The 22,784-nt window shown below is 73.1% G+C and carries 25 protein-coding genes and 1 pseudogene; 17 read left to right on the forward strand and 9 right to left on the reverse strand.

Annotation, left to right across the window (positions count from 1 at the left end):
- Positions 1-48: 48 nt before the first annotated feature.
- On the forward strand, positions 49-462 hold the full coding sequence (locus AB0G84_RS04165) for a cytidine deaminase (RefSeq protein WP_361315238.1): 414 nt from the start codon (positions 49-51) through the stop codon (positions 460-462).
- A gap of 491 nt (positions 463-953) precedes the next feature.
- A complete protein-coding gene (locus AB0G84_RS04170; RefSeq protein ID WP_361315240.1) occupies positions 954-1,388 on the forward strand; it encodes an STAS domain-containing protein in 435 nt (144 codons plus the stop codon).
- Between the two features lie 15 nt (positions 1,389-1,403).
- On the opposite strand, the gene AB0G84_RS04175 is transcribed toward AB0G84_RS04170, so the two are convergent.
- Together AB0G84_RS04175 and AB0G84_RS04180 are read right to left on the reverse strand one after the other, a co-directional pair.
- Positions 1,404-1,892 carry a glutathione peroxidase gene (locus AB0G84_RS04175; RefSeq protein WP_361315243.1) on the reverse strand — a complete coding sequence of 163 codons (489 nt, stop codon included), beginning with the start codon at positions 1,890-1,892 and terminating at the stop codon, positions 1,404-1,406.
- Between the two features lie 452 nt (positions 1,893-2,344).
- The gene (locus AB0G84_RS04180; protein ID WP_361315246.1) at positions 2,345-3,994 is read right to left on the reverse strand and encodes an FAD-dependent monooxygenase; all 1,650 of its coding nucleotides are present in this window, start codon (positions 3,992-3,994) and stop codon (positions 2,345-2,347) included.
- Positions 3,995-4,246: 252 nt separating this feature from the next.
- Between AB0G84_RS04180 and AB0G84_RS04185 the strand changes: the two genes are divergently transcribed.
- From AB0G84_RS04185 to AB0G84_RS04215, 7 genes are all read left to right on the forward strand, one after another.
- The gene (locus tag AB0G84_RS04185; protein WP_361315248.1) at positions 4,247-5,365 is read left to right on the forward strand and encodes a SchA/CurD-like domain-containing protein; all 1,119 of its coding nucleotides are present in this window, start codon (positions 4,247-4,249) and stop codon (positions 5,363-5,365) included.
- Positions 5,366-5,433: 68 nt separating this feature from the next.
- Entirely contained in the window at positions 5,434-5,868 is a 435-nt protein-coding gene (locus AB0G84_RS04190) for a cupin domain-containing protein (protein ID WP_361315250.1), read from the forward strand.
- 100 nt (positions 5,869-5,968) lie between these two features.
- Entirely contained in the window at positions 5,969-7,237 is a 1,269-nt protein-coding gene (locus AB0G84_RS04195) for a beta-ketoacyl-[acyl-carrier-protein] synthase family protein (RefSeq protein ID WP_361315253.1), read from the forward strand.
- Positions 7,234-8,484 (forward strand): ketosynthase chain-length factor, encoded by a 1,251-nt coding sequence (locus tag AB0G84_RS04200; RefSeq protein ID WP_361315256.1) that lies wholly within the window; start codon positions 7,234-7,236, stop codon positions 8,482-8,484. Before AB0G84_RS04195 ends, AB0G84_RS04200 begins: the two co-directional genes overlap by 4 nt.
- 15 nt (positions 8,485-8,499) lie before the next feature.
- Positions 8,500-8,790 carry an acyl carrier protein gene (locus tag AB0G84_RS04205; protein ID WP_361315258.1) on the forward strand — a complete coding sequence of 97 codons (291 nt, stop codon included), beginning with the start codon at positions 8,500-8,502 and terminating at the stop codon, positions 8,788-8,790.
- Position 8,791: 1 nt separating this feature from the next.
- Complete coding sequence (locus AB0G84_RS04210) at positions 8,792-9,265, forward strand: SRPBCC family protein (protein ID WP_361315261.1); 474 nt, start codon at positions 8,792-8,794, stop codon at positions 9,263-9,265.
- Between the two features lie 56 nt (positions 9,266-9,321).
- Positions 9,322-9,654: a TcmI family type II polyketide cyclase gene (locus AB0G84_RS04215; RefSeq protein ID WP_361315264.1), complete on the forward strand. Its 333-nt coding sequence runs from the start codon at positions 9,322-9,324 to the stop codon at positions 9,652-9,654.
- 130 nt (positions 9,655-9,784) lie between these two features.
- On the opposite strand, the gene AB0G84_RS04220 is transcribed toward AB0G84_RS04215, so the two are convergent.
- From AB0G84_RS04220 to AB0G84_RS04230, 3 genes are all read right to left on the reverse strand, one after another.
- Positions 9,785-10,813: a methyltransferase gene (locus AB0G84_RS04220; protein WP_361315266.1), complete on the reverse strand. Its 1,029-nt coding sequence runs from the start codon at positions 10,811-10,813 to the stop codon at positions 9,785-9,787.
- 24 nt (positions 10,814-10,837) lie between these two features.
- The gene (locus tag AB0G84_RS04225) at positions 10,838-11,899 is read right to left on the reverse strand and encodes a right-handed parallel beta-helix repeat-containing protein (protein WP_361315269.1); all 1,062 of its coding nucleotides are present in this window, start codon (positions 11,897-11,899) and stop codon (positions 10,838-10,840) included.
- A 471-nt stretch (positions 11,900-12,370) separates the two neighbouring features.
- Positions 12,371-13,171 (reverse strand): TetR/AcrR family transcriptional regulator C-terminal domain-containing protein, encoded by an 801-nt coding sequence (locus tag AB0G84_RS04230; protein WP_361315271.1) that lies wholly within the window; start codon positions 13,169-13,171, stop codon positions 12,371-12,373.
- A 256-nt stretch (positions 13,172-13,427) separates the two neighbouring features.
- Between AB0G84_RS04230 and AB0G84_RS04235 the strand changes: the two genes are divergently transcribed.
- A complete protein-coding gene (locus AB0G84_RS04235) occupies positions 13,428-14,327 on the forward strand; it encodes a siderophore-interacting protein (protein ID WP_361315274.1) in 900 nt (299 codons plus the stop codon).
- A gap of 12 nt (positions 14,328-14,339) precedes the next feature.
- Here the strand turns inward: AB0G84_RS04235 and AB0G84_RS04240 are convergent, their stop codons facing one another.
- Positions 14,340-14,714, reverse strand: a complete 375-nt coding sequence (locus AB0G84_RS04240) for a VOC family protein (RefSeq protein ID WP_361315276.1) — start codon at positions 14,712-14,714, stop codon at positions 14,340-14,342.
- 380 nt (positions 14,715-15,094) lie between these two features.
- On the opposite strand from AB0G84_RS04240, the gene AB0G84_RS04245 reads away from it, so the two are divergent.
- Together AB0G84_RS04245 and AB0G84_RS04250 are read left to right on the forward strand one after the other, a co-directional pair.
- Positions 15,095-15,463 (forward strand): metalloregulator ArsR/SmtB family transcription factor, encoded by a 369-nt coding sequence (locus tag AB0G84_RS04245; protein WP_361316766.1) that lies wholly within the window; start codon positions 15,095-15,097, stop codon positions 15,461-15,463.
- Between the two features lie 225 nt (positions 15,464-15,688).
- The gene (locus AB0G84_RS04250) at positions 15,689-15,865 is read left to right on the forward strand and encodes a hypothetical protein (RefSeq protein WP_361315279.1); all 177 of its coding nucleotides are present in this window, start codon (positions 15,689-15,691) and stop codon (positions 15,863-15,865) included.
- On the opposite strand, the gene AB0G84_RS04255 is transcribed toward AB0G84_RS04250, so the two are convergent.
- The gene (locus tag AB0G84_RS04255) at positions 15,834-16,595 is read right to left on the reverse strand and encodes a CDP-alcohol phosphatidyltransferase family protein (protein WP_361315281.1); all 762 of its coding nucleotides are present in this window, start codon (positions 16,593-16,595) and stop codon (positions 15,834-15,836) included. The two genes, AB0G84_RS04250 and AB0G84_RS04255, sit on opposite strands and share 32 nt — an antisense overlap.
- Positions 16,596-16,706: 111 nt before the next feature.
- Between AB0G84_RS04255 and AB0G84_RS04260 the strand changes: the two genes are divergently transcribed.
- The 5 genes from AB0G84_RS04260 (at position 16,707) to AB0G84_RS04280 (ending at position 21,167) form a co-directional block, all read left to right on the forward strand.
- Complete coding sequence (locus tag AB0G84_RS04260; RefSeq protein ID WP_361315283.1) at positions 16,707-17,696, forward strand: FAD-dependent oxidoreductase; 990 nt, start codon at positions 16,707-16,709, stop codon at positions 17,694-17,696.
- Between the two features lie 99 nt (positions 17,697-17,795).
- On the forward strand, positions 17,796-18,194 hold the full coding sequence (locus AB0G84_RS04265) for a 6-carboxytetrahydropterin synthase (protein WP_361315286.1): 399 nt from the start codon (positions 17,796-17,798) through the stop codon (positions 18,192-18,194).
- Complete coding sequence (locus AB0G84_RS04270; RefSeq protein ID WP_361315289.1) at positions 18,191-19,309, forward strand: glycosyltransferase family 4 protein; 1,119 nt, start codon at positions 18,191-18,193, stop codon at positions 19,307-19,309. Before AB0G84_RS04265 ends, AB0G84_RS04270 begins: the two co-directional genes overlap by 4 nt.
- 5 nt (positions 19,310-19,314) lie before the next feature.
- Positions 19,315-20,160 carry a class I SAM-dependent methyltransferase gene (locus tag AB0G84_RS04275; RefSeq protein ID WP_361316769.1) on the forward strand — a complete coding sequence of 282 codons (846 nt, stop codon included), beginning with the start codon at positions 19,315-19,317 and terminating at the stop codon, positions 20,158-20,160.
- A complete protein-coding gene (locus AB0G84_RS04280) occupies positions 20,157-21,167 on the forward strand; it encodes a lysylphosphatidylglycerol synthase transmembrane domain-containing protein (protein WP_361315291.1) in 1,011 nt (336 codons plus the stop codon). Before AB0G84_RS04275 ends, AB0G84_RS04280 begins: the two co-directional genes overlap by 4 nt.
- Positions 21,168-21,269: 102 nt before the next feature.
- Here AB0G84_RS04280 and AB0G84_RS04285 read toward each other — a convergent pair.
- Both AB0G84_RS04285 and AB0G84_RS04290 read right to left on the reverse strand, forming a co-directional pair.
- Positions 21,270-21,929: pseudogene (locus AB0G84_RS04285) on the reverse strand (RibD family protein); the annotation flags it as partial.
- A 3-nt stretch (positions 21,930-21,932) separates the two neighbouring features.
- Positions 21,933-22,697: a creatininase family protein gene (locus AB0G84_RS04290; RefSeq protein ID WP_361315293.1), complete on the reverse strand. Its 765-nt coding sequence runs from the start codon at positions 22,695-22,697 to the stop codon at positions 21,933-21,935.
- Positions 22,698-22,784: the final 87 nt, after the last annotated feature.

Raw genomic sequence — 22,784 nt, forward strand, 5'->3', positions numbered from 1 at the left:
TCCTTCACTCGGGTCAACGTCGTCCGACACCCGACGAAGGCAGAGAAGATGACCACGCAGACCCACCCCGTCGATCACGAACTGATCGAAGCCGCGGCGTACGTCGCACGCACCCGCTGCCGGGGCGACAACCACACCATGGCGGCCGCGGCCCGCGCTCAGGACGGCCGGATCGTCACGGCGGTGAACGCCTACCACTTCACCGGAGGCCCCTGCGCCGAGCTGGTCCTGGTCGGCACGGCAGCCGCCCAGGGCGCCTATGAGCTGGACACGATCGTCGCCGTGGGCGACCGCGACCGGGGGGTCGTCCCCCCGTGCGGCCGGTGCCGCCAGGTCCTGCTCGACTACTTCCCCGCCCTCAAGGTCATCGTCGGCGAGGGCGACCGCGTTCGAACCGTCCTCATCACCGACCTGCTCCCCGAAAGCTACGTCTGGGCCGACCACCAGCTCGACGCCGAGTAGACCGCCGCTCGGCGCGAGCCGGCACCGCCGGCCGACAACAGGGCGCCACTTCCGGCCGGGCGGACGGTGCCATCCGGCGGGCCGGCTCCGGTGGGCGGCTCCTGGCCCGTCGCCGTCGCCGTCGCCGTCGCCGTCGGGCCGGGGCCGGAGCGGTGAGGAGGTGGGGCGGGAGGCGGTCGACCGCCCCCTCGCGCCGGACCGCGCGCCGCGGTTCACCCCGCTCGGCCCGCCCGCAAAGGGCGACTTTGAGACAACCTATGGATGAGGCGTGCGCCGGGACTTGAGCGGGGCGCTCGGCGGGTAAGCCGTAGACAACTACGGGCGCAGCTGCAGAAACGTAGTGGCACAGTCGTCACGCACCGCACCACCCACGACCCGGAAACGGGCCGACCCGCCCGGATCGCGCCGGGCGCCCCCCACACCTTTCCGTATGTCTCCGCCGGGGACGCGTGGCGAGAACTCGCGCCCCGGAACGAAAGTGGGTCGGGCCGATGGAAGAAGGTCAGTACTACCCGAGACTTGTCGGTCCCCGCCGCGCCGCGGGCGGCACGACCGTCCTCGAACTCCGCGGTGACCTGGACATCCTGGCCGTGTCGGTGCTCGCCGACCGCCTGGACGAGCTCACCGGCGACCAGGGCGCCGATCTCCTCATCGATCTCCGCGCGGTCACCTTCATCGACTGCGCGGGGCTGTCCCTGCTCAGCCGCGCCCGCTACCGGACCCGGCAGCGCGGCGGCCGGCTCCGGCTGAGCGGCGTCCTCGCCGGCGGCAGCGTCGCGCGGCTGCTCCGGATGACCGGACTGAGCAACGACTTCGAGCTGGTGTCCGCCGACGCCGGCCCGGCCGACGGCACGGCGGCCGAGGAACCCGCAGCCGACGGTGCGTCCCCGGACGAGGCCGAGGCCACGGACATCGCCGTGGCCTGACCGCGGCCGGACGGCTCAGGCGGGCAGCGCCGCCTCGATGGCGGCGACCAGCTCCGCGGCCTCCGGCTCCGTGCGCGGCCGGAAGCGGCCGGCCACCCGGCCGTCGGTGTCGAGCAGGAACTTCTCGAAGTTCCACTGGACGTCGCCCGCCGTCCCCTCGGCATCCTCGGCGGTGGTCAGCTCCGCGTACAGCGGATGCCTGGCCGCGCCGTTGACCTCGGTCTTCTCGAAGAGCGGGAAGCTGACGCCGTACGTCGTCGAGCAGAACGTGGCGATCTCCTCGGCGGTGCCCGGCTCCTGCCCGGCGAACTGGTTGCTGGGGAAGCCCAGCACGCTGAAACCGCGGTCCTCGTAGCGCCGCTGCAGTCGCTCCAGGCCCTCGTACTGCGGGGTCAGCCCGCACTTGGACGCCACATTCACCACCAGCAGGGCCTTGCCCCGGTAGTCGGCCAGGGAGGCGGGCTCACCGGTCAGGGTGCGCAGGGGAATGTCGTACAGGCTCACGGTCGGGCTCCTTGTCACGGTTCCGCGGAGAGGGACGGCCATCATCGGTCCCAACAGCGGCGCCCGCCCGGATCTTCCCCGGATCGTCGGACGGCCAGGAAACGGTCGGGCGCAGGGTGCCCGCCTGCCACTCCTTCAGCAACTGGTCGAAGATCGGCGTGTCCTCCTCGGAGCGGCGTCGTGCACGGCGCCCCGGCGCGGGCAGCGGCGGCTGGCGGGGGAGGGCGAGGCGCTGAAATCGGTGCGAGACGGGCTGCTTGGCGTCCATGCCCGGACTCAACCGGAAATCCGTCCCCGGGTTGCGGGACGCGGCCGGGACGGTCCGCAGAAGCCCCTGCGGTGGTGACGGGCAGAAGATACGTTCCCCGCGCCGAGGGGCCGGCGGGTTGCCCCGCCGGCCCCTCGGTTCTCTCTCACACCTTCCGTCACACGTCCTGGTGACCTTGTCTCTGTTACGTCGTCAGGTCCGGTGTCCGGCACAGCAGGCCCTCGAAGACCTCGCGCAGCGCCGCCTCGGGGTCGGCCACCCGGCCCTCGGCCCGCCAGGCGACGAAGCCGTCGGGACGGACCAGGACCGCTCCCTCGGGCGTGGTGCCGTGCTTCTCGGCCCAGTCGGCGCCCTCCTCCGGAGCCAGGTCGTCGTCCGGCTCATGGCCGATCAGATAGCAGTCAAGCCGGACGTCGAAGCGCTGCACGGCGCCCTTCACCGCGGTGCGCCACATATCCCCGTCCGAGCCGGTGAGCAGCACGAACGAGGACTCGTAGAGGTCCAGGGTCGAGCGGCGCCGGTCCCCGTCCCGCAGCCACATGTGCGGGGCGCGGGTGCCCGGCTCGCCGGTCGACCGCAGCGCCTCGGGCACCACCGGCAGCTCCGGGTCGGCGCCGAGCACCGCGCCGCGCGGGTAGCAGTAGCCGAGCGCGACGGTGAGCACCCCGCGCTGCCGGCCGCCGCCCGCGCCGGGCGCCGGCACATACCCGGGGTGGCTGTGCTCGGCGGAGCGCGCCGAGGCGCGGGCACTGGTCTCGCGCGCCACCGGCTGGCGCTCCGCCTCGTACGTCTCCAGCAGCCCCGGTCCGGCCGCGCCGTCCAGCACCGCCGCCAGCTTCCAGGCGAGGTTGTGGGCGTCCTGGATGCCGGTGTTGGAGCCGAACGCTCCGGTGGGGGACATCTCGTGGGCCGAGTCGCCGACGAGGAAGACCCGGCCGGCGCCGTACCGCTCGGCCACCCGCTCCGCGGCGTGCCAGGGCGCCTTGCCGGTGATCTCAACGTCCAGGTCCGGCACGCCCGTTGCCCGGCGGATGTGGTCGATGCACCGCTCGTCGGTGAAGTCCTCCAGGGTCTCGCCGTCCTCGGGGTGCCAGGGGGCGTGGAAGACCCAGTCCCGGTGGTTGTCGACGGGCAGCAGCGCGCCGTCGGCCTCGGGGTTGGTCAGGTAGCAGGCGATGAACCGGCGGTCGCCCACCACCTCGGCGAGGCCGGGGGCGCGGAAGGTGATGCTGACGTTGTGGAAGAGCGCGCCGGGTCCCGTCTGGCCGATGCCCAGCCGCTCGCGGACCGGGCTGCGGGGGCCGTCGGCCGCGATGAGGTAGTCCGCGCGCACGGTGGAGTGCGCACCGGTCTCCCGGCTCTTCAGGACCGCGGTCACGCCCTGCCCGTCCTGTTCGAACGACACCAGCTCGGTGGAGAACCGCAGGTCGCCGCCGAGCTCCCGGGCGCACTGCACCAGCACCGGCTCCAGGTCGTTCTGGCTGCACAGACACCATCCCGAGGGGCTGATCCGGGCCAGTCCGCCGCCCGGGTCGATCTCCTTGAACAGCCACTCCTGCTCGTCGCCGGTGAGCGAACGGGCCTGCAGGATCCCGTGGTTGTCGGCCAGGACCGAGGCCGCCTCACGGATCCGGTCCTCCGCTCCGGCGACCCGGAACAGCTCCATGGTGCGGACGTTGTTGCCTCGTCCGCGTGGGTGATGCGAGGTGTCGGAGTGCTTCTCGACCAGCAGATGCCGCACACCCAGGCGTCCCAGGAACAGCGACGCGGACAGGCCCACCAGGGACCCGCCCACGACCAGTACCGGGACCCGGTCTTCGACGGTGGGATTCATGGCGTGCTCCAGCTCCAAGGCACATTGGGGGCAGATGGAGCACGCATGCCCGGCCGTGGACGTGTTCGATCACGGTTCACCTGCATGGCTCACAGATCTCGCGCCGCCCGTGGGCGGCGGCCACGATCGAATCCGGGACGCCTCCCGGCACACCGCCCGGGCCGTCCCACCATCCGGCTCAGTCACCCGGATCGCACCGGAACTGACGACGCACCACAGGGGCCACCGAGCCCCGAAGGAGATGCGTAGACGATGACAACGCTGTCGGAACGTATATCCCAGTCAGCCTTCGACGGCTCCCGGCTCCGGGTCGTGCTGCTCCTGGACCTCCACGAAGGAGCCCAGCAGCGCTTCCTGGAGGCCTACGAGCACCTGCGCAACCAGGTCGCGTCCGTCCCCGGACACATCACCGACCAGCTGTGCCAGTCCATCGAGAACCCCTCGCAATGGCTGATCACCAGCGAGTGGGAGAGCGCACCGCCCTTCCTCGCCTGGGTCAACAGCGAGGAGCACGTCAAGATGGTGCAGCCGCTGCACAGCTGCGTCCGCGACACCCGCTCGCTGCGCTTCAGCGTGCTGCGCGAGACCTCCAACGTCGCGACCCACACCCCCGAGCCCCCCAAGGGCCGGCTGCAGGCCAACCCGCGCGTCGGCGACGGAGTGGTCCGGCACGCCCTGACCTTCACGGTGAAGCCGGGCAGCGAGGACAAGGTGGCCGAGATCCTCGCCGGCTACACCTCCCCGGAGGCCCGGGTCGACGACACCACCCGGCTGCGCCGCACCTCCCTGTTCCTGCACGGCAACCGTGTCGTGCGCGCGGTGGAGGTGCAGGGCGACCTGGTCGCCGCGCTGCGGCACATCTCCCGCCAGCCCGAGGTCCGGGCCGTCGAGGAGGCCATCAACCCGTACCTGGAGCAGGACCGCGATCTGAGCGACCCCAACTCCGCCCGGGTCTTCTTCACCCGCGCCGCCCTGCCCGCGGTGCACCACGTCGCCGCGAACGGCAAGCAGCCCAAGGGCGTACGGCGGCACGCGCTGTACTACCCCGCCAAGGAAGGCTGCGGTATGGCGCTGGCCAGGATGCTGGCCCGTCAGGACGAGCTGGCCGCCGACGACCCGGCGTGCCCGATCGCCGGCAGCACCATCTTCCAGCGCGACGACATCGTGGTCCGGCTCATCGACCTGACGGTCCCCCTCGACGCTGACCCGACGCTCTCGCTGGGGGTCCGCGGTTCCCGCAAGACGGCCGTGCTGCGTCGGCTGCTCGACCCCGAGGCGGCCGGTGGCCTGTCCACCGACCGTGAGCTCGCGAGCTTCCTGACGCGCTCCGACATGGCGCTGATCACCGACCGCCGGGCCTCGGACGCCTGACCGCACCGGCGTCGCAGGCCCCTCACCCCACCCAACCCGCCGGCTTCACGCCCCTGGAGGAATCAGCCATGACCACGCACCGCCCACGCATCGTGGACCTCAGCGAGACCCAGCCCAACCGCCGGCGCGGAGGTGATCTGCGCGCCATGCTGACACCCAGCGCGGTGGGCGCCACGAGCGGCTTCATGGGCATGGCACTCGTGCAGCCCGGGGAGCGCATCGGTGAGCACTACCACCCGTACTCCGAGGAGTTCGTGTACGTCGTCCAGGGCGCGCTCGAGGTGGACCTGGACGGCGAGGCGTACCCGATGCGCCCCGACCAGGGGCTACTCATTCCCCCCTATATGCGGCACCGCTTCCGCAATGTGGGGGACGTGGAGGCCCGGATGGTCTTCCACCTCGGTCCGCTGGCCCCGCGCCCCGAGCTGGGTCACGTCGACACCGAGGGAACCGAGGAGGGCACGGCGGCCGCGCCCCCCGAACGGACGGAGCCGGTGTCATGAGCGAGCACAGCATGGGGGTCCCCCCGGTCGGAGACCGGGGGAGATCCGTCGATGGGTGCGCGCCCCGCGAACGCGGGGCCGAGCGCGGCGAGGTCTCGGCATGAGCCGCCGCGTGGCGGTCACCGGGGTCGGGATCGTCGCGCCCGGCGGGGTGGGAGTGCCCGCCTTCTGGGACCTGCTGTCCGCCGGGCGTACGGCGACCCGCGGCATCACCCTCTTCAACCCGGAGGGCTTCCGCTCACGGATCGCCGCCGAGTGCGACTTCGACGCCCGGGCCCACGGACTGACCCAGGAGCAGATCGCCCGCTCGGACCGGTACATCCAGTTCGCCATGGTCGCCGCCGAGGAGGCTCTCCGGGAGGCCGGCCTGGACATGGAGAAGGAAGACCCCTGGCGGATCGGGGTGTCCCTGGGCACCGCGGTCGGCGGCACGACGCGGCTGGAGCACGACTACGTCGCCGTCAGCAGCCGTGGACAGCGGTGGGACGTCGACCACCGGCCGGCGGGCCGCTACCTGGAGCGGGCGTTCTCCCCGAGTTCGCTCGCCTCCGCGGTGGCCGAGCAGGTCGGTGCGCACGGCCCGGTGCAGACCGTCTCGACGGGCTGCACCTCCGGCCTCGACGCCATCGGGTACGCCTTCCAGTCCATCGAGGAGGGCCGGGTGGACGTCTGCGTCGCCGGGGCCTCGGACTCGCCGATCTCCCCGATCACGGTGGCCTGCTTCGACGCGATCAAGGCGACCTCCGCGAACAACGACGACCCCGCCCACGCCTCCCGGCCGTTCGACGCGCACCGCGACGGATTCGTCATGGGGGAGGGCGGCGCCGTCCTCGTGCTGGAGGAGCTGGAGCACGCCCGCGCCCGCGGTGCGACCGTCCTCTGCGAGATCCGTGGCTACGCCACCTTCGGCAACGCCTACCACATGACCGGGCTCACCCAGGAGGGCCTGGAGATGGCCGAGGCGATCAACCACGCCCTCAGCCACGCCCGGGTCGACGCCACTCAGGTCGACTACGTCAACGCGCACGGCTCGGGCACCCAGCAGAACGACCGCCACGAGACCGCCGCCGTCAAGCGGTCGCTCGGCAAGCACGCCTACAACGTGCCGATGAGCTCCATCAAATCCATGGTGGGCCACTCGCTCGGCGCGATCGGCGCCATCGAGATCGTCGCCTGTGTGCTGGCGCTGACCCACCAGGTCGTGCCGCCCACGGCGAACTACGAGACTCCGGACCCGGAGTGCGACCTCGACTACGTACCCAGGACGGCGCGGGAGCTGCCGCTGCGCTCGGTCCTCTCGGTCGGCAGCGGCTTCGGCGGGTTCCAGTCAGCGGTGGTACTCACCCGACAGGGCGGGAGGGCAGCATGAGATCCCCCAAGGAGAGACGCTCGGTCGTCACCGGCATCGGCGTGATCGCCCCCAACGGGGTGAGCACCGACGCCTTCTGGAAGGCGACCAGAGAGGGCATCAGCGTCCTGGACCGGGTGACCCGCGACGGATGCGAGCACCTGCCGCTGAAGGTCGCCGGTGAGGTGCGCGGCTTCGACCCGGCGGATCTGATCGAGGAGCGCTACCTCGTCCAGACCGACCGGTTCACGCACTTCGCCATGGCCGCGGCCAACCTGGCCCTGGACGACGCCCGCCTGGGCCGCGCCGACTACGGCGACTCCCCGTTTGCGGTGGGTGTGGTCACTGCCGCCGGCTCCGGCGGCGGTGAGTTCGGCCAGCGGGAGCTGCAACGGCTCTGGGGCCAGGGCTCCCGGCACGTCGGCCCGTACCAGTCCATCGCCTGGTTCTACGCGGCCAGCACCGGACAGATCTCCATCCGCGGCGGCTTCAAGGGGCCCTGTGGAGTCGTCGCCAGCGACGAGGCGGGCGGCCTGGACGCCCTGGCGCACGCCTGCCGCACCATCCGGCGCGGCACCGACGCCGTGGTCGTGGGCGCCGCCGAGGCGCCGCTGGCCCCGTACTCGGTGGTCTGTCAGCTCGGTTACGAGGACCTGAGCAGGAGCGAGGAGCCGGACCGGGCCTACCGCCCGTTCACCGACGGCGCCTGCGGATTCGTACCCGCCGAGGGCGGCGCGATGCTGGTCGTCGAGGAGGAGTCGGCGGCCGAGAGCCGTGGCGCCCCCGCGCGGGCCGTGCTCGCCGGGCACGCCGCGACCTTCACCGGCGCCTCGCGGTGGGAGGAGTCCCGGGAGGGGCTCGCCCACGCGGTCCGCGGTGCGCTGGCCGATGCGCGGTGCGCCCCGGAGGAGATCGACGTGGTGTTCGCCGATGCGCTCGGTGTCCCCTCGGCCGACCGGGCCGAGGCACTGGCGCTCGCGGACGCCCTGGGCCGGCACGCCACGCGGGTCCCGGTGACCGCTCCCAAGACCGGCACCGGACGGGCGTACTGCGGTGCTCCCGTCCTGGACATCGCGGCAGCGGTGCTCGCCATGGAGAACGGCGTGGTGCCGCCCACCCCCAACGTCGTCGACGTGTGCCACGACCTTGACGTGGTGACGGGCCGTGCCCGGCCCGCCGCGTTGCGGACGGCGTTGGTGCTGAGTCGGGGACTGATGGGCTCGAACGCGGCAATGGTGCTGCGGCAGGGCCCTGCGTCCCCCTCGTGAGAAGGAGAAATCCACATGACCGCTCAACTGACGCTCAATGAGCTGGCAGCGCTGATGAAGTCGGCCGCCGGCCTCACCGTCGACCCGAAGGACCTGGCCAACCGCGCCGATGCGTCCTTCGCCGAGTTCGGCCTCGACTCGCTCGGCCTGCTCGGCATCGTCGGCGAGCTGGAGAACCGGCACGGCCGGCCGATGCCGACCGACGCGGAGCGCTGCAAGACCCCGCGCGACTTCCTCGCGCTGGTCAACACCCACAACGCCAAGGCCGACGCCGAAAAGGCGACCGTGCCCACGAGAGGAGCCTGACATGCCCGGCCACACCGAGAACGAGATCACCATCGCGGCCCCGCTCGACCTCGTCTGGGACATCACCAACGACATCGAGGACTGGCCGAAGCTGTTCAGCGAGTACGCCGCGGTCGAGGTGCTGTCCCGGGAGGGCGACAAGACCACCTTCCGGCTGACGATGCACCCGGACGACAACGGCACCGTCTGGAGCTGGGTCTCCGAGCGCGTCATGGACCGCAGGAACCGCACCGTGCGCGCCCGCCGGGTGGAGACCGGTCCGTTCGAGCACATGGACATCCACTGGAAGTACACCGAGATCCCGGGCGGCACCTCGATGCACTGGACCCAGGACTTCGCGATGAAGCCCCAGGCCCCGGTGGACGACAAGGGGATGACCGAGCTCATCAACCGCAACTCCCGGATCCAGATGGAGCTCATCCGGGACAAGATCGAGCAGCGGGACCGCGAGCTCCGCTCCGCCCCCGTCCGCTGACGGACCGCGAGGCCGCGTCCGGACCGCCACCCGGCGGCAACGAAGGGAACCCCCCGATGCATCACGCTCTGATCGTCGCCCGCATGAAACCCGGTTCGGCTCCGGACATCGCCGAGGTCTTCCGGGCCTCCGACCGTACGGAACTGCCGCACCTGGTCGGCGTGTCGCGGCGGACCCTCTTCCAGTTCGGTGACGTGTACCTGCACCTCATCGAATCCGACCGGCCGCCGGGACCGGAGATCGCCAAGGTCACCGAGCACCCCGAGTTCCGCGCGGTGAGCGACAAGCTGTCCGCCTTCGTCAGCGCGTACGACCCGGAGACCTGGCGGAGCCCCAAGGACGCGATGGCCCAGCAGTTCTACTCCTGGGAGCGCGACGGCAGCGGCTGACGCACTGGTGGGTCCGGGGCGATCCCCCGGCCCGTGCGCCGGCCCGGGAACCGGCAGGGCCGCCCGGCGAGGAGAGCTCTCCTCGCCGGGCGGCCTGCTGTGCGCGGGCGTCCTCACGGAACCGACCTGGTCACGCCGGGACGGTGCATTCGAAGGCGTGCAGATACGGGTTGACCGGCCGGATCTCGCCGACCTCCAGCCCGGCCTCGGCGATCCGGCCGACCAGGCTCGTCGTGGTGTGCTTGGCACCGCCGACGTTGAGGAGCAGCAGCAGGTCCATGGCCGTGGTGAAGCGCATCGAGGGGCTGTCGTCGACGATGTTCTCGATGATCACCACACGGGCTCCGGCGCGGGCGGCCTTGACCACATTGGTCAGGGTCCGGCTGGTGCTCTCGTCGTCCCACTCCAGGATGTTCTTGATGATGTACACATCGGCCTGTACCGGGATCTCCTCGCGGCAGTCCCCTGGGACGATGCGCACCCGCGGGGCGAGCGCGCCGCCCGAGCGCAGCCGGGGGTCCGGATGCGCCACCACCGAGGGCAGATCGAGCAGCGTGCCGTGCAGGTCCGGGTACTTCTCCAGCAGGCTGGCCAGCACATGGCCCTGGCCGCCGCCGATGTCCGCGACCGACGACGCCCCGGTCAGGTCCAGCAGTCCGGCGAGGTCCTCGGCGGACTGCTTGCTGGAGGTGGTCATGGCCCGGTCGAAGACCCGTGCGGACTCGGGCGCGTCCTCGTGGAGGTAGTCGAAGAAGCCCTTGCCGTACAGGTCGTCGAAGACGCCGCGGCCGGTGCGCACCGCGTCGTCGAGCCGGGGCCAGGCCTCCCAGGTCCACGGCTCGGTGCACCACAGGGAGATGTAGCGCAGGCTGCCCGGGACGTCCTCGCGCAGCATCCGGGACATCTCGGTGTGCTCGTACTTCCCGTCGTCGGTCTCCGCGAAGATCCCGTAGCAGGACAGCGCGCGCAGCAGCCGCTGCAGTGGCCGTGGCTCGGTGTGCACGGCGGCGGCCAACTCCTCGGCCGTGGCGGGCCGGTCGTCGAGCGCGTCGGCGACGCCGAGCCGTGCCGCGGCCCGTACCGCCGCCGCGCACGCGGCCCCGAAGATGAGCTCCCGCAGCCGCATCGCCGGCTGGGGGCTGGGACTTACGGTGGTCATTCCGCCTCTATTCTCCGTTGGACGTCAGCACAGCCGGGCCGGCTTCGAGGTCCGGCACACGTTGCGGATGAATCGGTTGCCCTTGCCGCGGCGGTCCTTGTTGATCAGGTCTGCCGGCCTGTTGCGCAGCACGATGTTGTCGGCGATGACATTGCGCTCGTTGAGCGCCTTGACGAAGCTGGGGAACAGGACGACACCGCCGGAGAGCGGGGACCTCCCCCGGTTGTCGCGGATCAGGTTGTGCCGCACCAGGGCCCGCTCGGTGCCGGTGAGCACGACTCCGGAGCCCTGGAGGAAGGGCAGCCGTTTGGTGGCGGGGCAGTGCTTGTTGTTCCGGGAGATGTCGTTGTCCCGTACGGTCAGTGCGCCGGCCCGCGGGCGGGACTCGTCGCCGACGATGAAGACCCCGCCGCAGTTCCTGATGATGGTGTTGTGGCCCACCGTCAGATTTCTGACCCGCCGGATCGTCACGCCGATCCGGTTGCGGGTGAGCAGGTTCTGGGTGATCAGTGCGCCCCGGGTGTCGGTGGCTCCGCCCTCCTCCTTGATCGCGTTGGCGAGGAAGATGCCCGAGTCGCCGTTGCGGGTGACGTAGTTGTCCCGGATCACCGCGCGGGTGGACTTCTCCTGCGCGATGCCCCACACACCGTTCCTCCGGGCGGTCACCCGGTGCACGGACATCCGGTCGGTGCGGGAGGCCCAGATGCCGTTCCGCTTGAAGCCCTCGACGGTCAGCGAGCGGATGCTGACGTCCCGCAGGATGCGGCGGCCGCCCAGCACGCAGATTCCGCTGCCGCTCCGCCCGCAGGCGTTCGCGGCGGCCCGCCGGCCGCCGGGGACGATCACCGTCTTCCGCCCCGCGCCGATCAGCCGCAGCCGGGGCTTGTTGATGAGTACGCTCCCGCGGTAGACCCCGGGTCGCAGCAGGATGGTGTCGCCCGGCCTGGCCGCGTCCACCGCAGCCTGGATCGAGTGGCCGGGGCGGATGACATGCCGGTTCTCGGCGTCTCCGGGGTCGGCCGCGCCCAGTCCGCCGGCCAGCACCGCCGCGACGCAGCCCATGTATTTGATCTGTCGTAGCGCCATGAGGCGAAGCTATGGGCGATCACCACCGCCCGCCACATGTGGTGACCCGATGACGACGGTGCGTGCGGACGCCAGCTTTCGACACGCCGTCAACTCCGGTTCCCCCGCGACCCGCCGGGCGGTGCATCAGGCCCGGTCAGCGGGCCCGGAAGGGTCCTCGGCTGCGGCGCCGGAGGGATCGGCGGACGGAGGACACCCGGTCGGCCCTGCCTCGGCCGACCGAGTATCGGGGTGGGTCTCGCCCTGACTGTCGCACTCGGTATCCGACGGGGCGTCAGCCGGGCCGTCCGGCCATGCCTCGGTCAGGAACACCGTGAGGCTGGTCGGCAGGAACCACGGTCGGACGCGGAAGACAGTCATGGGAGATCAACGCACGGAGCGCGCCCGACGACACCCGCACCGGGCCGCCGCGCCCGCTTTCATCACCCCAACGGCCGTGCGGGGGAGGGGTGCCGCGCCCCAGCGGCCGGCTCAGCGGGCCCGTGCGACGGCCGCCGCGATCCCGTCCAGGACGACGGCCAGCCCGACCTCGAAGGTCTCGCGCGCCTCGCGCTCCAGATAGGGGACGGACGCGTCGGCGACCGGCGCCGCACCCTCGGTCTCCAGCCGGACCAGGAGCGGGAAGCGCTCCGCGAAGTCCGGGACCACCTCCAGGAGCGTGCCGGACCGTGCCCGCCACCACTCCTCGTCGGAGACCCCGGTCGACGCGGCGGCCAGCCGGGACTCCACGACGGTCCCCGCGGCACCCCGTACGAAGTGCAGCAGGGTCCCCACGATCCGGCGCAGCACCCCCGGGCTCAGCTCCGTGGCGTGCAGCAGCCGCAGCAGGGTCTCCAGGGTGCGGTATTCGTGGGGGCCGAGCACCGGCCGGGCCTGGGAGACCTGGAGGACCCAGGGGTGACGGAGGTGGAACTCCCAGGTGTCCTCGGCCCAGGCCGTCAGCGCGGCCCGCCAGCCCGGCGTGAGGTCGTAGTCCTCCGGCAACTCGGCCAGCACCTGGTCGTACATCAGGTCCACCAGCTCGCCCTTGCCGGGGACGTAGGTGTAGAGCGCCATCGCGGTCCGCCCCAGTCGCTCGCCGACGGCGCGCATGGACAGCGCCGCCATGCCCTCAGCGTCGGCGACCGCGATCCCGGCCGTGACGATTGCCTCGACGCTCAGCGCGGGCCTGGGCCCCGGCCCCTTCTTGGCCCCCGGCCCGTCGGTGGCCTCGGCGCGCCAGAGCAGGGCCAGTGAACGGCGGGGGTCCCCCTGGCCGGCGAATACCACCACTTGCAGTCTCCTTACGGCATAAAGTAACGTCGCGGAGCGAATTCTTTACGGCGTAAAGATATCAGGGGGAGGTCAAGGCGGGCGGGGGAAGGGGGCTGGTGGGCCCGGAACGGTGCGGCGCCGAGCCGGTCGCCGCCGGCGACTCGCCGACGTCCGCGCCCGCCGGGCCGCCTCCGACCGCCCGCGCGGTGGGACCCGTTCCGCCCTGCCCCGCCACCTTCCGGCCCACCCCCCCCACGTCCTCAAGGAGGCTCCGATGACGGCTGTGCCCGTCGCGTTCATCCAGGTCACCGACGTAGCGCGGATCACCCCGCACATGGTTCGCATCAGCTTCGCCGGGGAGGGCCTCGATGCCTTCCCCACCTGGCCGGACCAGCAGCTCAAGCTGCTGTTCCCCCGGCCCGGGCAGTCCGCTCCCCGGCTGCCCGAGGCGTCCGCGGGTGGCGACGCGATGCGCTGGTACCAGGCGTACCTCGCCCTCCCCGAGGACGAACGGCCCTGGATGCGCAGCTACACGGTGCGCTCCTACGACCCCCAACGGCATTGGCTCACCGTCGACTTCGTCCTCCATGGTGCCGCCGGGCCGGACGGACCGGCGGGCGCTCCGGAGAGCGGACCGGCGACCCGCTGGGCGGCTGCCGCCGCGGTGGGCGACACCCTCGCCCGCTACGGCCCCTCGGCGGACTACGCCCGGCCGTTGCCGACGGCCAGCGCCGACTGGTTGCTGCTGGCCGGCGACGAGACCGCGCTGCCGGCCATCGGCTCCCTGGTCGAGTCGCTGCCGCCCGGCATCCGGGCGCTGGCCTGCATCGAGGTGGACGGTGCGGCCGACGAGCAGACGTTCACGACCCGGGCGGACCTCACCGTGCACTGGGTGCACCGCGACGGCGCCCCGCCCGGAGGCGGCGAGGCACTGCCGGCCGCCGTCCGAGCCCTGTCCTTCCCGGCCGGCGCACCGTTCGTCTGGCTGGCCGGTGAGGCCGGCACGGTCCGGACGCTACGGCGCCACCTGGTGGCCCAACGCGGCCTCGACAAGCGGCAGATCGACTTCACCGGCTACTGGCGCCGCCGGCTCAGCCAGGACGACGCCCCCACCGAGGAGGACCTCGCCGAGGCCCGGGAGCGCGTCGAGGCCGCCCGGACCGGCCGGGGCTGACGGAACGCCGACTCAGCCGGCCCGCTCCGCCGCGCTGCGCTCCACACAGAACTCATTGCCCTCGAAATCGGCCATCGTCGCCCACCCCGTCCCGTCCGGACGGCGGTGGTCGGCCACCAGCGTCGCACCGAGCGCCAGCAGCCGCTCGACCTCCTCGTCCCGGCTGCGGTCCTGCGGCTGGAGGTCCAGGTGCACCCGGTTCTTCACCGTCTTGGCATCCGGCACGGAGACGAACAGCAGCGCGGCGCCGGCGGAGGTGACGGTGGCCTCCGGGTCCCCCGGGACGTCGTCGTCGGCCAGCGAACCGTTCAGCACCTCTGCCCAGAAGCGGGCCAGCCGGTAGGCGTCGGTGCAGTCGAAGGTGAGGTGGCGTACCAGTGAGGTCATGGGCGTCACTGTGCAAGGGCGAGGAGGCGCTGTCCACCGGGTTCCGGGGAATCGCGGCGGGACCGGCTGCCCGGTGGCCGGCACCTCGCCCGGGCCCGGCCCCCGGCACCCAACTCGGCCCCCGGCACCCAACCCCGCCACTCGACCCGGCCCCCGGCACCTGTCCGATACCGGTGCCGGTGGCCGGGATTGGACGGCCCGTTGTTCCACCGCCGTTCAGCTCCCGGCCCGTGTCGTCTACAGTTGCAGAATTCCGCAATTCAACAGGTGACGCGAGGGCCGGCGGCCCTGGCGCGGAGGGCATGCGTGGGCAAGTGCGCCGGATCGGCAGGGGAGCGGGTGCGCGCGGTGAGCACGGCACGCGGAAGCGGGGCGGGGAGATGAACGGCGACCGGATCCCGCTCTATCAGGCCAAGGCCGAAATCTTCCGGATGCTGGGACATCCGCTGCGCATCCGGGTGTTGGAGCTGCTGCAGAACGGGCCGATGCCGGTACGCGCGCTGCTCGGCGAGCTCCAGGTCGAACCGTCCGCGCTCTCCCAGCAGTTGGCGGTGCTGCGCCGGGCCGGCATGGTGTCCGCCACCCGCAGCGGCTCCACCGTCGTCTACGAACTGGCCGGCTGCCACGTCGCGGAGCTGCTGTGCGCCGCCCGGCGGGTCCTCGCCGATGTGCTCACCGGACAGCACGCGCTGCTGACCGAGCTGCGGCAGGCCGAGACGGGCGCGGTGCCGGTGGCCGGGGCGGGGTGATCGTCGATGCCCGGCACACCGCGACGCAAGGGGCCCCCGCCCTGGCGGGCGGTCCGCTCCCGCACCTGCATACCCTCGCCCTCCGGGCCGGGTACCACCCGCCCCTGCCGGGGCCGCCCACCGGCGCCGGGGCCGCTGCGCACGCCCCGGGGACACGGCCGCGCCTGCCCGGAGGCCCCCGCCCGGCACCGCTCCTCCCCGCGCTGCGGAGTCCGGCGGCCCGGTATGGCCGCGGTCCGTCCGGGAGCCCAACTGGCGCGGCTGCCGGGCTCGGTGCTGTTCGCCCACCGGCCGTCCCGGCGCAGCCCGCTGCGACAGGTGCTGCTCTACATCGTCGTCACGAACCTGGTGCTGGTCTTCCTCGCGCTCGTCATCTACCTGGGGCGGCACGCGGGGACCTGAGCGGCCCGGCACCGGTCCGGTCCCTGGTCCGCCACAACCACACCACATCCCGGCCGAACGACCACACCAACAGTGCCAGCGCCAGCGCCACCGCGCCCGCGGCCAGGGCCTGCGGCACGATCCCGGCCGCGGCCAGCACCAGCACGATGCCCTGGAGGGCGGCCACGGTCTTGCGGGCCATGCTGTGCGGTAGAGCGCCCTGGAGCCAGGGCAGTGCCCAGGACGCCGCGACGAAGGCGTACCGCATCAGGCCGATCGCCAGCACCCAGGCCCCCAGGGGGAGCGCGAGGTAGACGCACAGGACCAGGATGAGGAAGGCGTCGACCTCCATGTCGAAGCGCGCCCCCAGTGGCGTGGCCGTACCGGTGCGCCGGGCCACCTTCCCGTCCACCCCGTCCAGGATCAGCGCGACGGTGGCCATCGCGACCAGCACCGTGACCGGCGGCGGCCGGTCGAAGGAGTCCGCGACCAGCGCGGTCACCCCGCCGACCAGGATCGTCCGGGCCAGGGTGACGCGGTTGGCCGGGCCGAACGGCCCGGTCCACGACCGCTGGAGCGCCAGCGTGAGCAACACCCAGGTGATCACGGTGAACGCGAACCCGGTGAGCCAGCCCAGGGTGCCCAGGCCGGCCAGCCGGCACAGCACCTCCAACACCAGCAGTTGCACGCCGAGGCCGGCCGTGGTGTCCGGCACGAAGAGCCGCGTGTCGTAGTGCTCTTGCAGGGCCACCGTGCCTCCCTTCGACTTGTGGCGCAGTCCAGGAGCGCCGCGTATGGTGACGGCACCCTGATGATCTCCAGCATCAACGAACCCCCGTCGTAGCGTCCAGGAGGATCCCCGGTGGCACGCGTTGCTTGTGCGTTTTGGCTAAGGACTGCCGGCCGGGGAGAGATCCGTACCGTGACGCTTCCGGCCCCCGGCCCCGGCGAGGTGCTGGTGCGCACCCTGTACTCCGGAGTGAGCCGCGGCACCGAGACCCTGGTCTTCCGCGGCGGGGTGCCCACGAGCCAGCACCAGGCGATGCGGGCGCCGTTCCAGGACGGGGACTTCCCGGCACCGGTCAAGTACGGCTACCTCAGCGTCGGCGTCGTCGAGGAGGGGCCGCCCGAGCTGGCCGGCCGTACGGTCTTCTGCCTCTACCCGCACCAGACGCACTACGTCGTCCCGGCGAGCGCGGTCACCCCGGTACCGGAGACGGTCCCTGCCGGCCGCGCGATACTGGCGGGCACCGTGGAGACCGCGGTGAACGCCCTGTGGGACGCCTCACCACAGGTCGGGGACCGGATCGCGGTGGTCGGCGCGGGCATGGTCGGCTGTAGCGTCGCCGCGCTGCTCGCCCGGTACCCCGGGCTCCGGGTACAGCTGGTGGACGCCGACCCGGCCCGCGCGCAGACCGCCGCGGCGCTCGGGGTGGACTTCGCTCTGCCGCAGGACGCGCTCGGCGACTGTGACCTGGTCGTGCACGCCAGCGCCACCGAGGAGGGGCTGACGCACGCGCTCGGACTGCTCGCGCCCGAAGGCACCGTCATCGAGCTGAGCTGGTACGGCGACCGGCGGATCAGCCTGCCGCTGGGGGAGGCCTTCCACGCGCGTCGGCTGACCGTCCGCAGCAGCCAGGTGGGCACCGTCTCCCCGGCCGCCCGGCCCGGCCGGACCTACGCCGACCGGCTCGCGCTCGCCCTGGACCTCCTCGCCGACCCCGCCTTCGACGCGCTGGTCACCGGCGAATCCGCCTTCGAGGACCTGCCGTCGGTGCTGCCCGAACTCGCCTCCGGCGCGCTGCCGGCGCTCTGCCACCGCATCCGGTACGCGCCCCCGGACGGCTCCTAGGGCACCCGGCCGGGCCACCCCGCCCGGTCCCGCCCGGCCAGGCCCCGCCCCCTCGTCCACCCCCGTCACCGAGACCGACATCACACCGGAGGAACACCCGTGTTCAGCATCACCGTCCGCGATCACCTGATGATCGCGCACAGCTTCCGCGGCGCGGTTTTCGGACCCGCGCAGCGTCTGCACGGCGCGACCTTCCTCGTGGACGCCACCTTCCGCCGACCGGAGCTCGACGAGGACAACATCGTCGTCGACATCGGCCTGGCCACCCGGGAACTCAACGCCGTGGTCGGTGAGTTGAACTACCGCAACCTCGACGACGAGCCGGCCTTCGCCGGAATCAACACCTCGACCGAGGCGCTCGCCAAGGTCATCGCCGACCGGCTCGCCGACCGGGTGCACGCCGGCGGCCTGGGCGAGGGTGCCCGCGAGCTGGCGGGCATATCCGTCACGCTGCATGAATCGCACATCGCCTGGGCGACCTACGAGCGCGCCCTGTGACGGACACCGGCGCCGGCCCGACGGCCCGGCGGGTGCACTTCCTGCTGCCCGGCGGGGTCGACGATCCGACGGCGCCCAGCGGCGGCAACACCTACGACCTCCGGGTCTGCCGGGACCTGCCGGCGGCGGGGTGGCAGGTGAGCCGGTATGCCCTGCCCGGCAGCTGGCCGCGGCCCGACCGCACCGCCCGGGCCGGGCTGGCGCACCGTCTGGCGGCGCTGCCCGACGGCGCGGTGGTGCTGCTCGACGGCCTGGTCGCCTGCGGTGTGCCGGAGGTGCTCGCCCCCGAGTCCGCGCGGCTGCGGCTCGCCGTACTGGTGCACCTGCCGCTGGGCGACGAGACCGGGCTCGCCCCCGAGGTGGCGGCCGAGCTCGACGCCCTGGAACGCCGCACCCTGCACTCCGTGCAGACCGTGGTCGTCACCAGCACGTGGGCCGCCGACCGGCTCGCTGCCCACCACGGCCTGCCGGCCGGGCGCGTTACGGTCGCCCGCCCGGGCACCGACCCCGCGCCCCTCGCGCCCGGAACCGACGGCGCCGGCGCGCTGCTGTGCGTCGCCTCGCTCACCCCGCGCAAGGGGCAGCACCGGCTGATCGAGGCCCTGGCGACGCTGGCCGGCCTGCCCTGGAGCTGCACCCTGGTCGGCGGGGCCGGACATGACACGGGATACCTCGACCAACTGCGCTCCCTCGCCCAGGAGTCGGGACTCGGCGACCGGGTCGGCTTCACCGGGCCGCTGGCCGGCGCCGACCTGGCCGCCCGCTATGCCGCCGCCGACCTGCTCGTACTGCCCTCGTACGCGGAGACCTACGGGATGGTGGTCACCGAGGCGCTGGCCCGCGGGATCCCGGTGCTGGCGACGGCCGTCGACGGGGTGCCGGAGGCCCTGGGACGGGCGCCGGACGGCAGTCTGCCGGGCCTGCTCGTCCCGTCCGACCGGCCGCACGCGCTGGCCGGCGCACTGGCCGACTGGCTGGGCGACCCCGAACTGCGGGACCAACTCAGGAAATCGGCACGCGGACGCCGTGCCATGCTGGAGGAGTGGGAGATGACGTCGCACAGTCTGGCCGGAGCGCTGGAACGGCTCCGGCACACACCCCGGGGCGACCGGTGAACGCCGTGGACGCGGTGGGCAGCCCCCGCTTCGCGCCGCGCTGGCTGGAGTTGCGCGAACGCGCGGACGCCGCGGCCCGCGCGCCCGAACTGCTGCACCCGCTGCGCGCCCGGCTGTCCGCCCACCCAAGCCCGGACGGCCTGGTGATCCGCGATCTGGGCTGCGGCACCGGCTCGATGGCGCGCTGGCTCGCCGTCCGGCTGCCCGGTCCGCAGCGCTGGACGCTCCATGACCACGACCCCGACCTGCTGGCGCTGGCCGCCCGGCGGATGCCAGGATCGGCCGCCGACGGCACCCCCGTCACGGCCACCACCATGCGCGGGGACCTGGCCGGCCTCACCGCCGCGGACCTGACCGGCACCTCCCTGGTCACCGCCTCGGCGCTGCTCGACCTGCTCACCCTCGACGAGGTAGAGGGCCTCGCGGAGGCCTGCACCCGGGCCGGCGTCCCGGTGCTGCTGGCGCTCTCCGTCGCCGGACGGGTCGAGCTGACCCCGGCCGATCCGCTCGACGGCGCGCTGACCGACGCCTTCAACGCGCACCAGCGGCGCGCCGATCAGGGCCGGGCCCTGCTCGGCCCGGACGCGATCGAGGCGGCGGCCGAGGCGTTCGAACGACGGGGCGCCGCGGTCCGGTTGATGCCGAGCCCCTGGCGGCTCGGCTCCGCGGAGTCGACGCTGATCGACCCCTGGCTGCGCGGCTGGGTCGCCGCCGCACAGGTCCAGCGCCCGGAGCTGGCGGCCGAGGCGGCCGGCTATCTGCAGCGGCGGCTGGAGGCCAACGCGGCGGGCGAGCTGGCGGTGACGGTGCACCACACCGACCTGCTGGCGCTGCCGGGGGGCGGGGGATGAAGCGGCCCGGCTGGGCGGGGTGGCTGCGGATGCTCGCGGGGGTGGGCATCCTGGCGGTGCTGGTAGGGCACCTGGGCTCGGCCGCCTTCCTGGACGGGCTGCGCCGGATCGACGCCGGCACCCTGCTGGCCGGGCTCGGACTCGGCCTGCTGACCACGGTGTTCAGCGCCTGGCGCTGGTGCCTGGTGGCCCGCGGGCTGGGGCTGCGGCTGCCGCTCGGCCCGGCCGTGGCGGACTACTACCGGGCGCTGTTCCTGAACGCGGCGCTGCCCGGGGGCGTACTGGGAGACGTCCACCGCGCCGTACGGCACGGCCGGTCCGCCGGGGACCTCGGCCGGGGCGTGCGCGCCGTGGTGCTGGAACGCGCCGCCGGCCAGTTGGTGCTGTGCGTCGCCGGGGCGGTGGCGCTGCTCGTCCGGCCGTCGACGGTGCCCGCACCGGCCCGACGGGCCCTGGCCGCGCCCGGTGTCGCCCTGCCGGTGGCGGGGGCGGCGGTACTGCTGCTCGCCGTCGCGCTGTGGCTGCGGCGGCGCCGCGGCACCTCGCGCGGTGCCCGGGCCCTGCGCGCGGCGCTGGCCGAGGCCCGCCAGGGCCTGTTCGGCCCCGGCATCTGGCCCGGCGTCGCGCTCTCGTCCGCGGTGGTGCTCGCCGGCTACCTCGCCATGTTCGTGCTGGCCGCCCGGGTCGCCGGGGTCAGCGCGCCGCTCGCCGAACTGCTCCCGCTGATCGTGCTAGCGCTGCTGGCCATGGCCCTGCCCCTGAACGTCGGCGGCTGGGGCCCCCGCGAGGGCGTCGCCGCCTGGGCCTTCGGCGCCGCCGGACTGGGCGCCGCCCAGGGCCTGACCAGCGCCGTGGTCTACGGCGTGCTCGCCTTCGCGGCGAGCCTGCCCGGCGCCGCGGTGCTGCTCGTCCGCCGGGCCGCCGGGCCGGTCCCCGCCGCCGGCCCGGAGGTCCAGCTCGAAGAGCGTGTCCTCGCCGAGCAGGGCGCGCCGCACCGGCGGCCGTAGCGCCTCCCGCATCACCGGCGTGCCGGGGAACCGCAGCCCCGGGACGCCGTCGCCGAGCAGCACCGGTGCCACGGTGACGTAGAGCCGGTCGAGCGCTCCCTCCCGCAGGAACCGCGACACCGTGGCGCCGCCGCCCTCGATCAGCACCCGCCCCAGCCCGCGCCGCGCCAGCGCCGTCAGCAGCCGCGCCGGGGCGAAGGCCGCCGCGTCCGGCAGGGCGAGCACCTCGACACCGGTGCCCGGGGCGGACCGGGCGGCGTCGTCGGCGTCCGGGCCCACCACCCACAGCGTCGGTGCGGCCCCGTCGGTGAACACCCCGCTGTCCAGCGGCACCCGGCCCCGCGGATCGAGCACCACCCGGACCGGGTTGGCACCACTACAGGCCCGCACGGTCAGCTGCGGGTCGTCCGCCACCGCGGTACCGGCCCCGATCAGCACCGCGTCGGCGAGCGCCCGCAGTCGGTGCAGATGGCAGCGGTCGGCCGGTCCGGTGACGTAGTCGGCGTCGCCGGTACGGGTCGCGATGAAGCCGTCCAGGCTCTGCCCGAGCTGCGCGAACGCCAGGTGCGGGCCTGCCAGGCACAACGGCAGGTAGCGCTCGGCGAGTTCGGCGGCTTCGGACGAGCAGGCCGTCCGCCAGGTGGTCCGGCCCGCGCCGTCGGTGACCAGCCCGGCGGCCGCGGCCTCGTCCGCCGTACGGATCCGCCGCAGCAGCTCCCACGCGGCCGCGGTGTCCAGCACCCCGGTTCCCTCTCCGGACATCGCTCAGCTCCCGTCCTGTGCCGTTGCCGCAGGTTCGCCGAACAGCGCGGCATATTCCCCGAATGCCGCGACCAGCCCCGCCAGCAATTCCCGGCCCTTGTCCGCGGAGGCCCGTGACGGCCGGCCGATGACCCCGGACTCGGTATAGGCCGACATTCCCAGCGTCAGGAGATGCTTCCGGTCATCGGCGGTGCAATCCGCCGAGGCATAGCCGTCCCTGACCAACGTGGGGTGGGCATGCAGCAGAATCGACGTCTCGACCTCTCCGGCGTGCATATCGCTGTGCCCGGACGTCCCCACCCCGGCCCGGTCGCGCGCGGCATCCCAGTCGGCAGACCCGGGGAACAACGCCATCCGTATGCCGCGCCCGGCGGATTCCTGAACCACATTGCGCAGGACGTAATTTCCGCCGTGGCCGTTGACCAGAATCAGGGTGCCGATCCCGGAATGGCGCAGCGAATCCGCGATGTCGGTGACGACCGCATACAGGGTTTGTGCCGAAATGCTGACGGTCCCCGGCCAGTCCGCGTGCTCATGGGAACAGGACACCGTCAGCGGCGGCAGCAGCAGGACCGGGTGGGCGGCGGCCAGCTCCCGGGCGATGGTTCCGGCGATGACCGTATCGGTGGTCAACGGGAGGAATGCACCGTGCTGTTCGAAGCTGCCGATGGGCAGCACCGCCATGGTCGGGCGCCGCGCCCGGACGTCCTCGGTGGTGTCCGCCGGCAACAGGCCGGCGTCCGAAACGGGTTGTTGTGCAGCGCTCATGGTGTGCTGCCGCCTTTCGTCGCCGGCTCTCCGCGTCATCGGCCGCAGCATACTTGTTGCCATTCTGAGTGATCCCTGCCCATCGTT

Source organism: Streptomyces sp. NPDC020742 (assembly GCF_040641675.1).
GTDB lineage: Bacteria > Actinomycetota > Actinomycetes > Streptomycetales > Streptomycetaceae > Streptomyces.

Bases quoted from the DNA above. Each gene is read 5' to 3' on its own strand.
- AB0G84_RS04210 (WP_361315261.1), top strand. From the start codon at position 8,792: ATGCCCGGCCACACCGAGAACGAGATCACCATCGCGGCCCCGCTCGAC.
- AB0G84_RS04205 (WP_361315258.1), top strand. From the start codon at position 8,500: ATGACCGCTCAACTGACGCTCAATGAGCTGGCAGCGCTGATGAAGTCG.
- AB0G84_RS04290 (WP_361315293.1), bottom strand. From the start codon at position 22,697: ATGAGCGCTGCACAACAACCCGTTTCGGACGCCGGCCTGTTGCCGGCG.
- AB0G84_RS04200 (WP_361315256.1), top strand. From the start codon at position 7,234: ATGAGATCCCCCAAGGAGAGACGCTCGGTCGTCACCGGCATCGGCGTG.
- AB0G84_RS04195 (WP_361315253.1), top strand. From the start codon at position 5,969: ATGAGCCGCCGCGTGGCGGTCACCGGGGTCGGGATCGTCGCGCCCGGC.
- AB0G84_RS04165 (WP_361315238.1), top strand. From the start codon at position 49: ATGACCACGCAGACCCACCCCGTCGATCACGAACTGATCGAAGCCGCG.
- AB0G84_RS04240 (WP_361315276.1), bottom strand. From the start codon at position 14,714: ATGACCTCACTGGTACGCCACCTCACCTTCGACTGCACCGACGCCTAC.
- AB0G84_RS04185 (WP_361315248.1), top strand. From the start codon at position 4,247: ATGACAACGCTGTCGGAACGTATATCCCAGTCAGCCTTCGACGGCTCC.
- AB0G84_RS04225 (WP_361315269.1), bottom strand. From the start codon at position 11,899: ATGGCGCTACGACAGATCAAATACATGGGCTGCGTCGCGGCGGTGCTG.
- AB0G84_RS04235 (WP_361315274.1), top strand. From the start codon at position 13,428: ATGACGGCTGTGCCCGTCGCGTTCATCCAGGTCACCGACGTAGCGCGG.
- AB0G84_RS04245 (WP_361316766.1), top strand. From the start codon at position 15,095: ATGAACGGCGACCGGATCCCGCTCTATCAGGCCAAGGCCGAAATCTTC.
- AB0G84_RS04180 (WP_361315246.1), bottom strand. From the start codon at position 3,994: ATGAATCCCACCGTCGAAGACCGGGTCCCGGTACTGGTCGTGGGCGGG.
- AB0G84_RS04190 (WP_361315250.1), top strand. From the start codon at position 5,434: ATGACCACGCACCGCCCACGCATCGTGGACCTCAGCGAGACCCAGCCC.
- AB0G84_RS04250 (WP_361315279.1), top strand. From the start codon at position 15,689: ATGGCCGCGGTCCGTCCGGGAGCCCAACTGGCGCGGCTGCCGGGCTCG.
- AB0G84_RS04170 (WP_361315240.1), top strand. From the start codon at position 954: ATGGAAGAAGGTCAGTACTACCCGAGACTTGTCGGTCCCCGCCGCGCC.
- AB0G84_RS04220 (WP_361315266.1), bottom strand. From the start codon at position 10,813: ATGACCACCGTAAGTCCCAGCCCCCAGCCGGCGATGCGGCTGCGGGAG.
- AB0G84_RS04280 (WP_361315291.1), top strand. From the start codon at position 20,157: ATGAAGCGGCCCGGCTGGGCGGGGTGGCTGCGGATGCTCGCGGGGGTG.
- AB0G84_RS04215 (WP_361315264.1), top strand. From the start codon at position 9,322: ATGCATCACGCTCTGATCGTCGCCCGCATGAAACCCGGTTCGGCTCCG.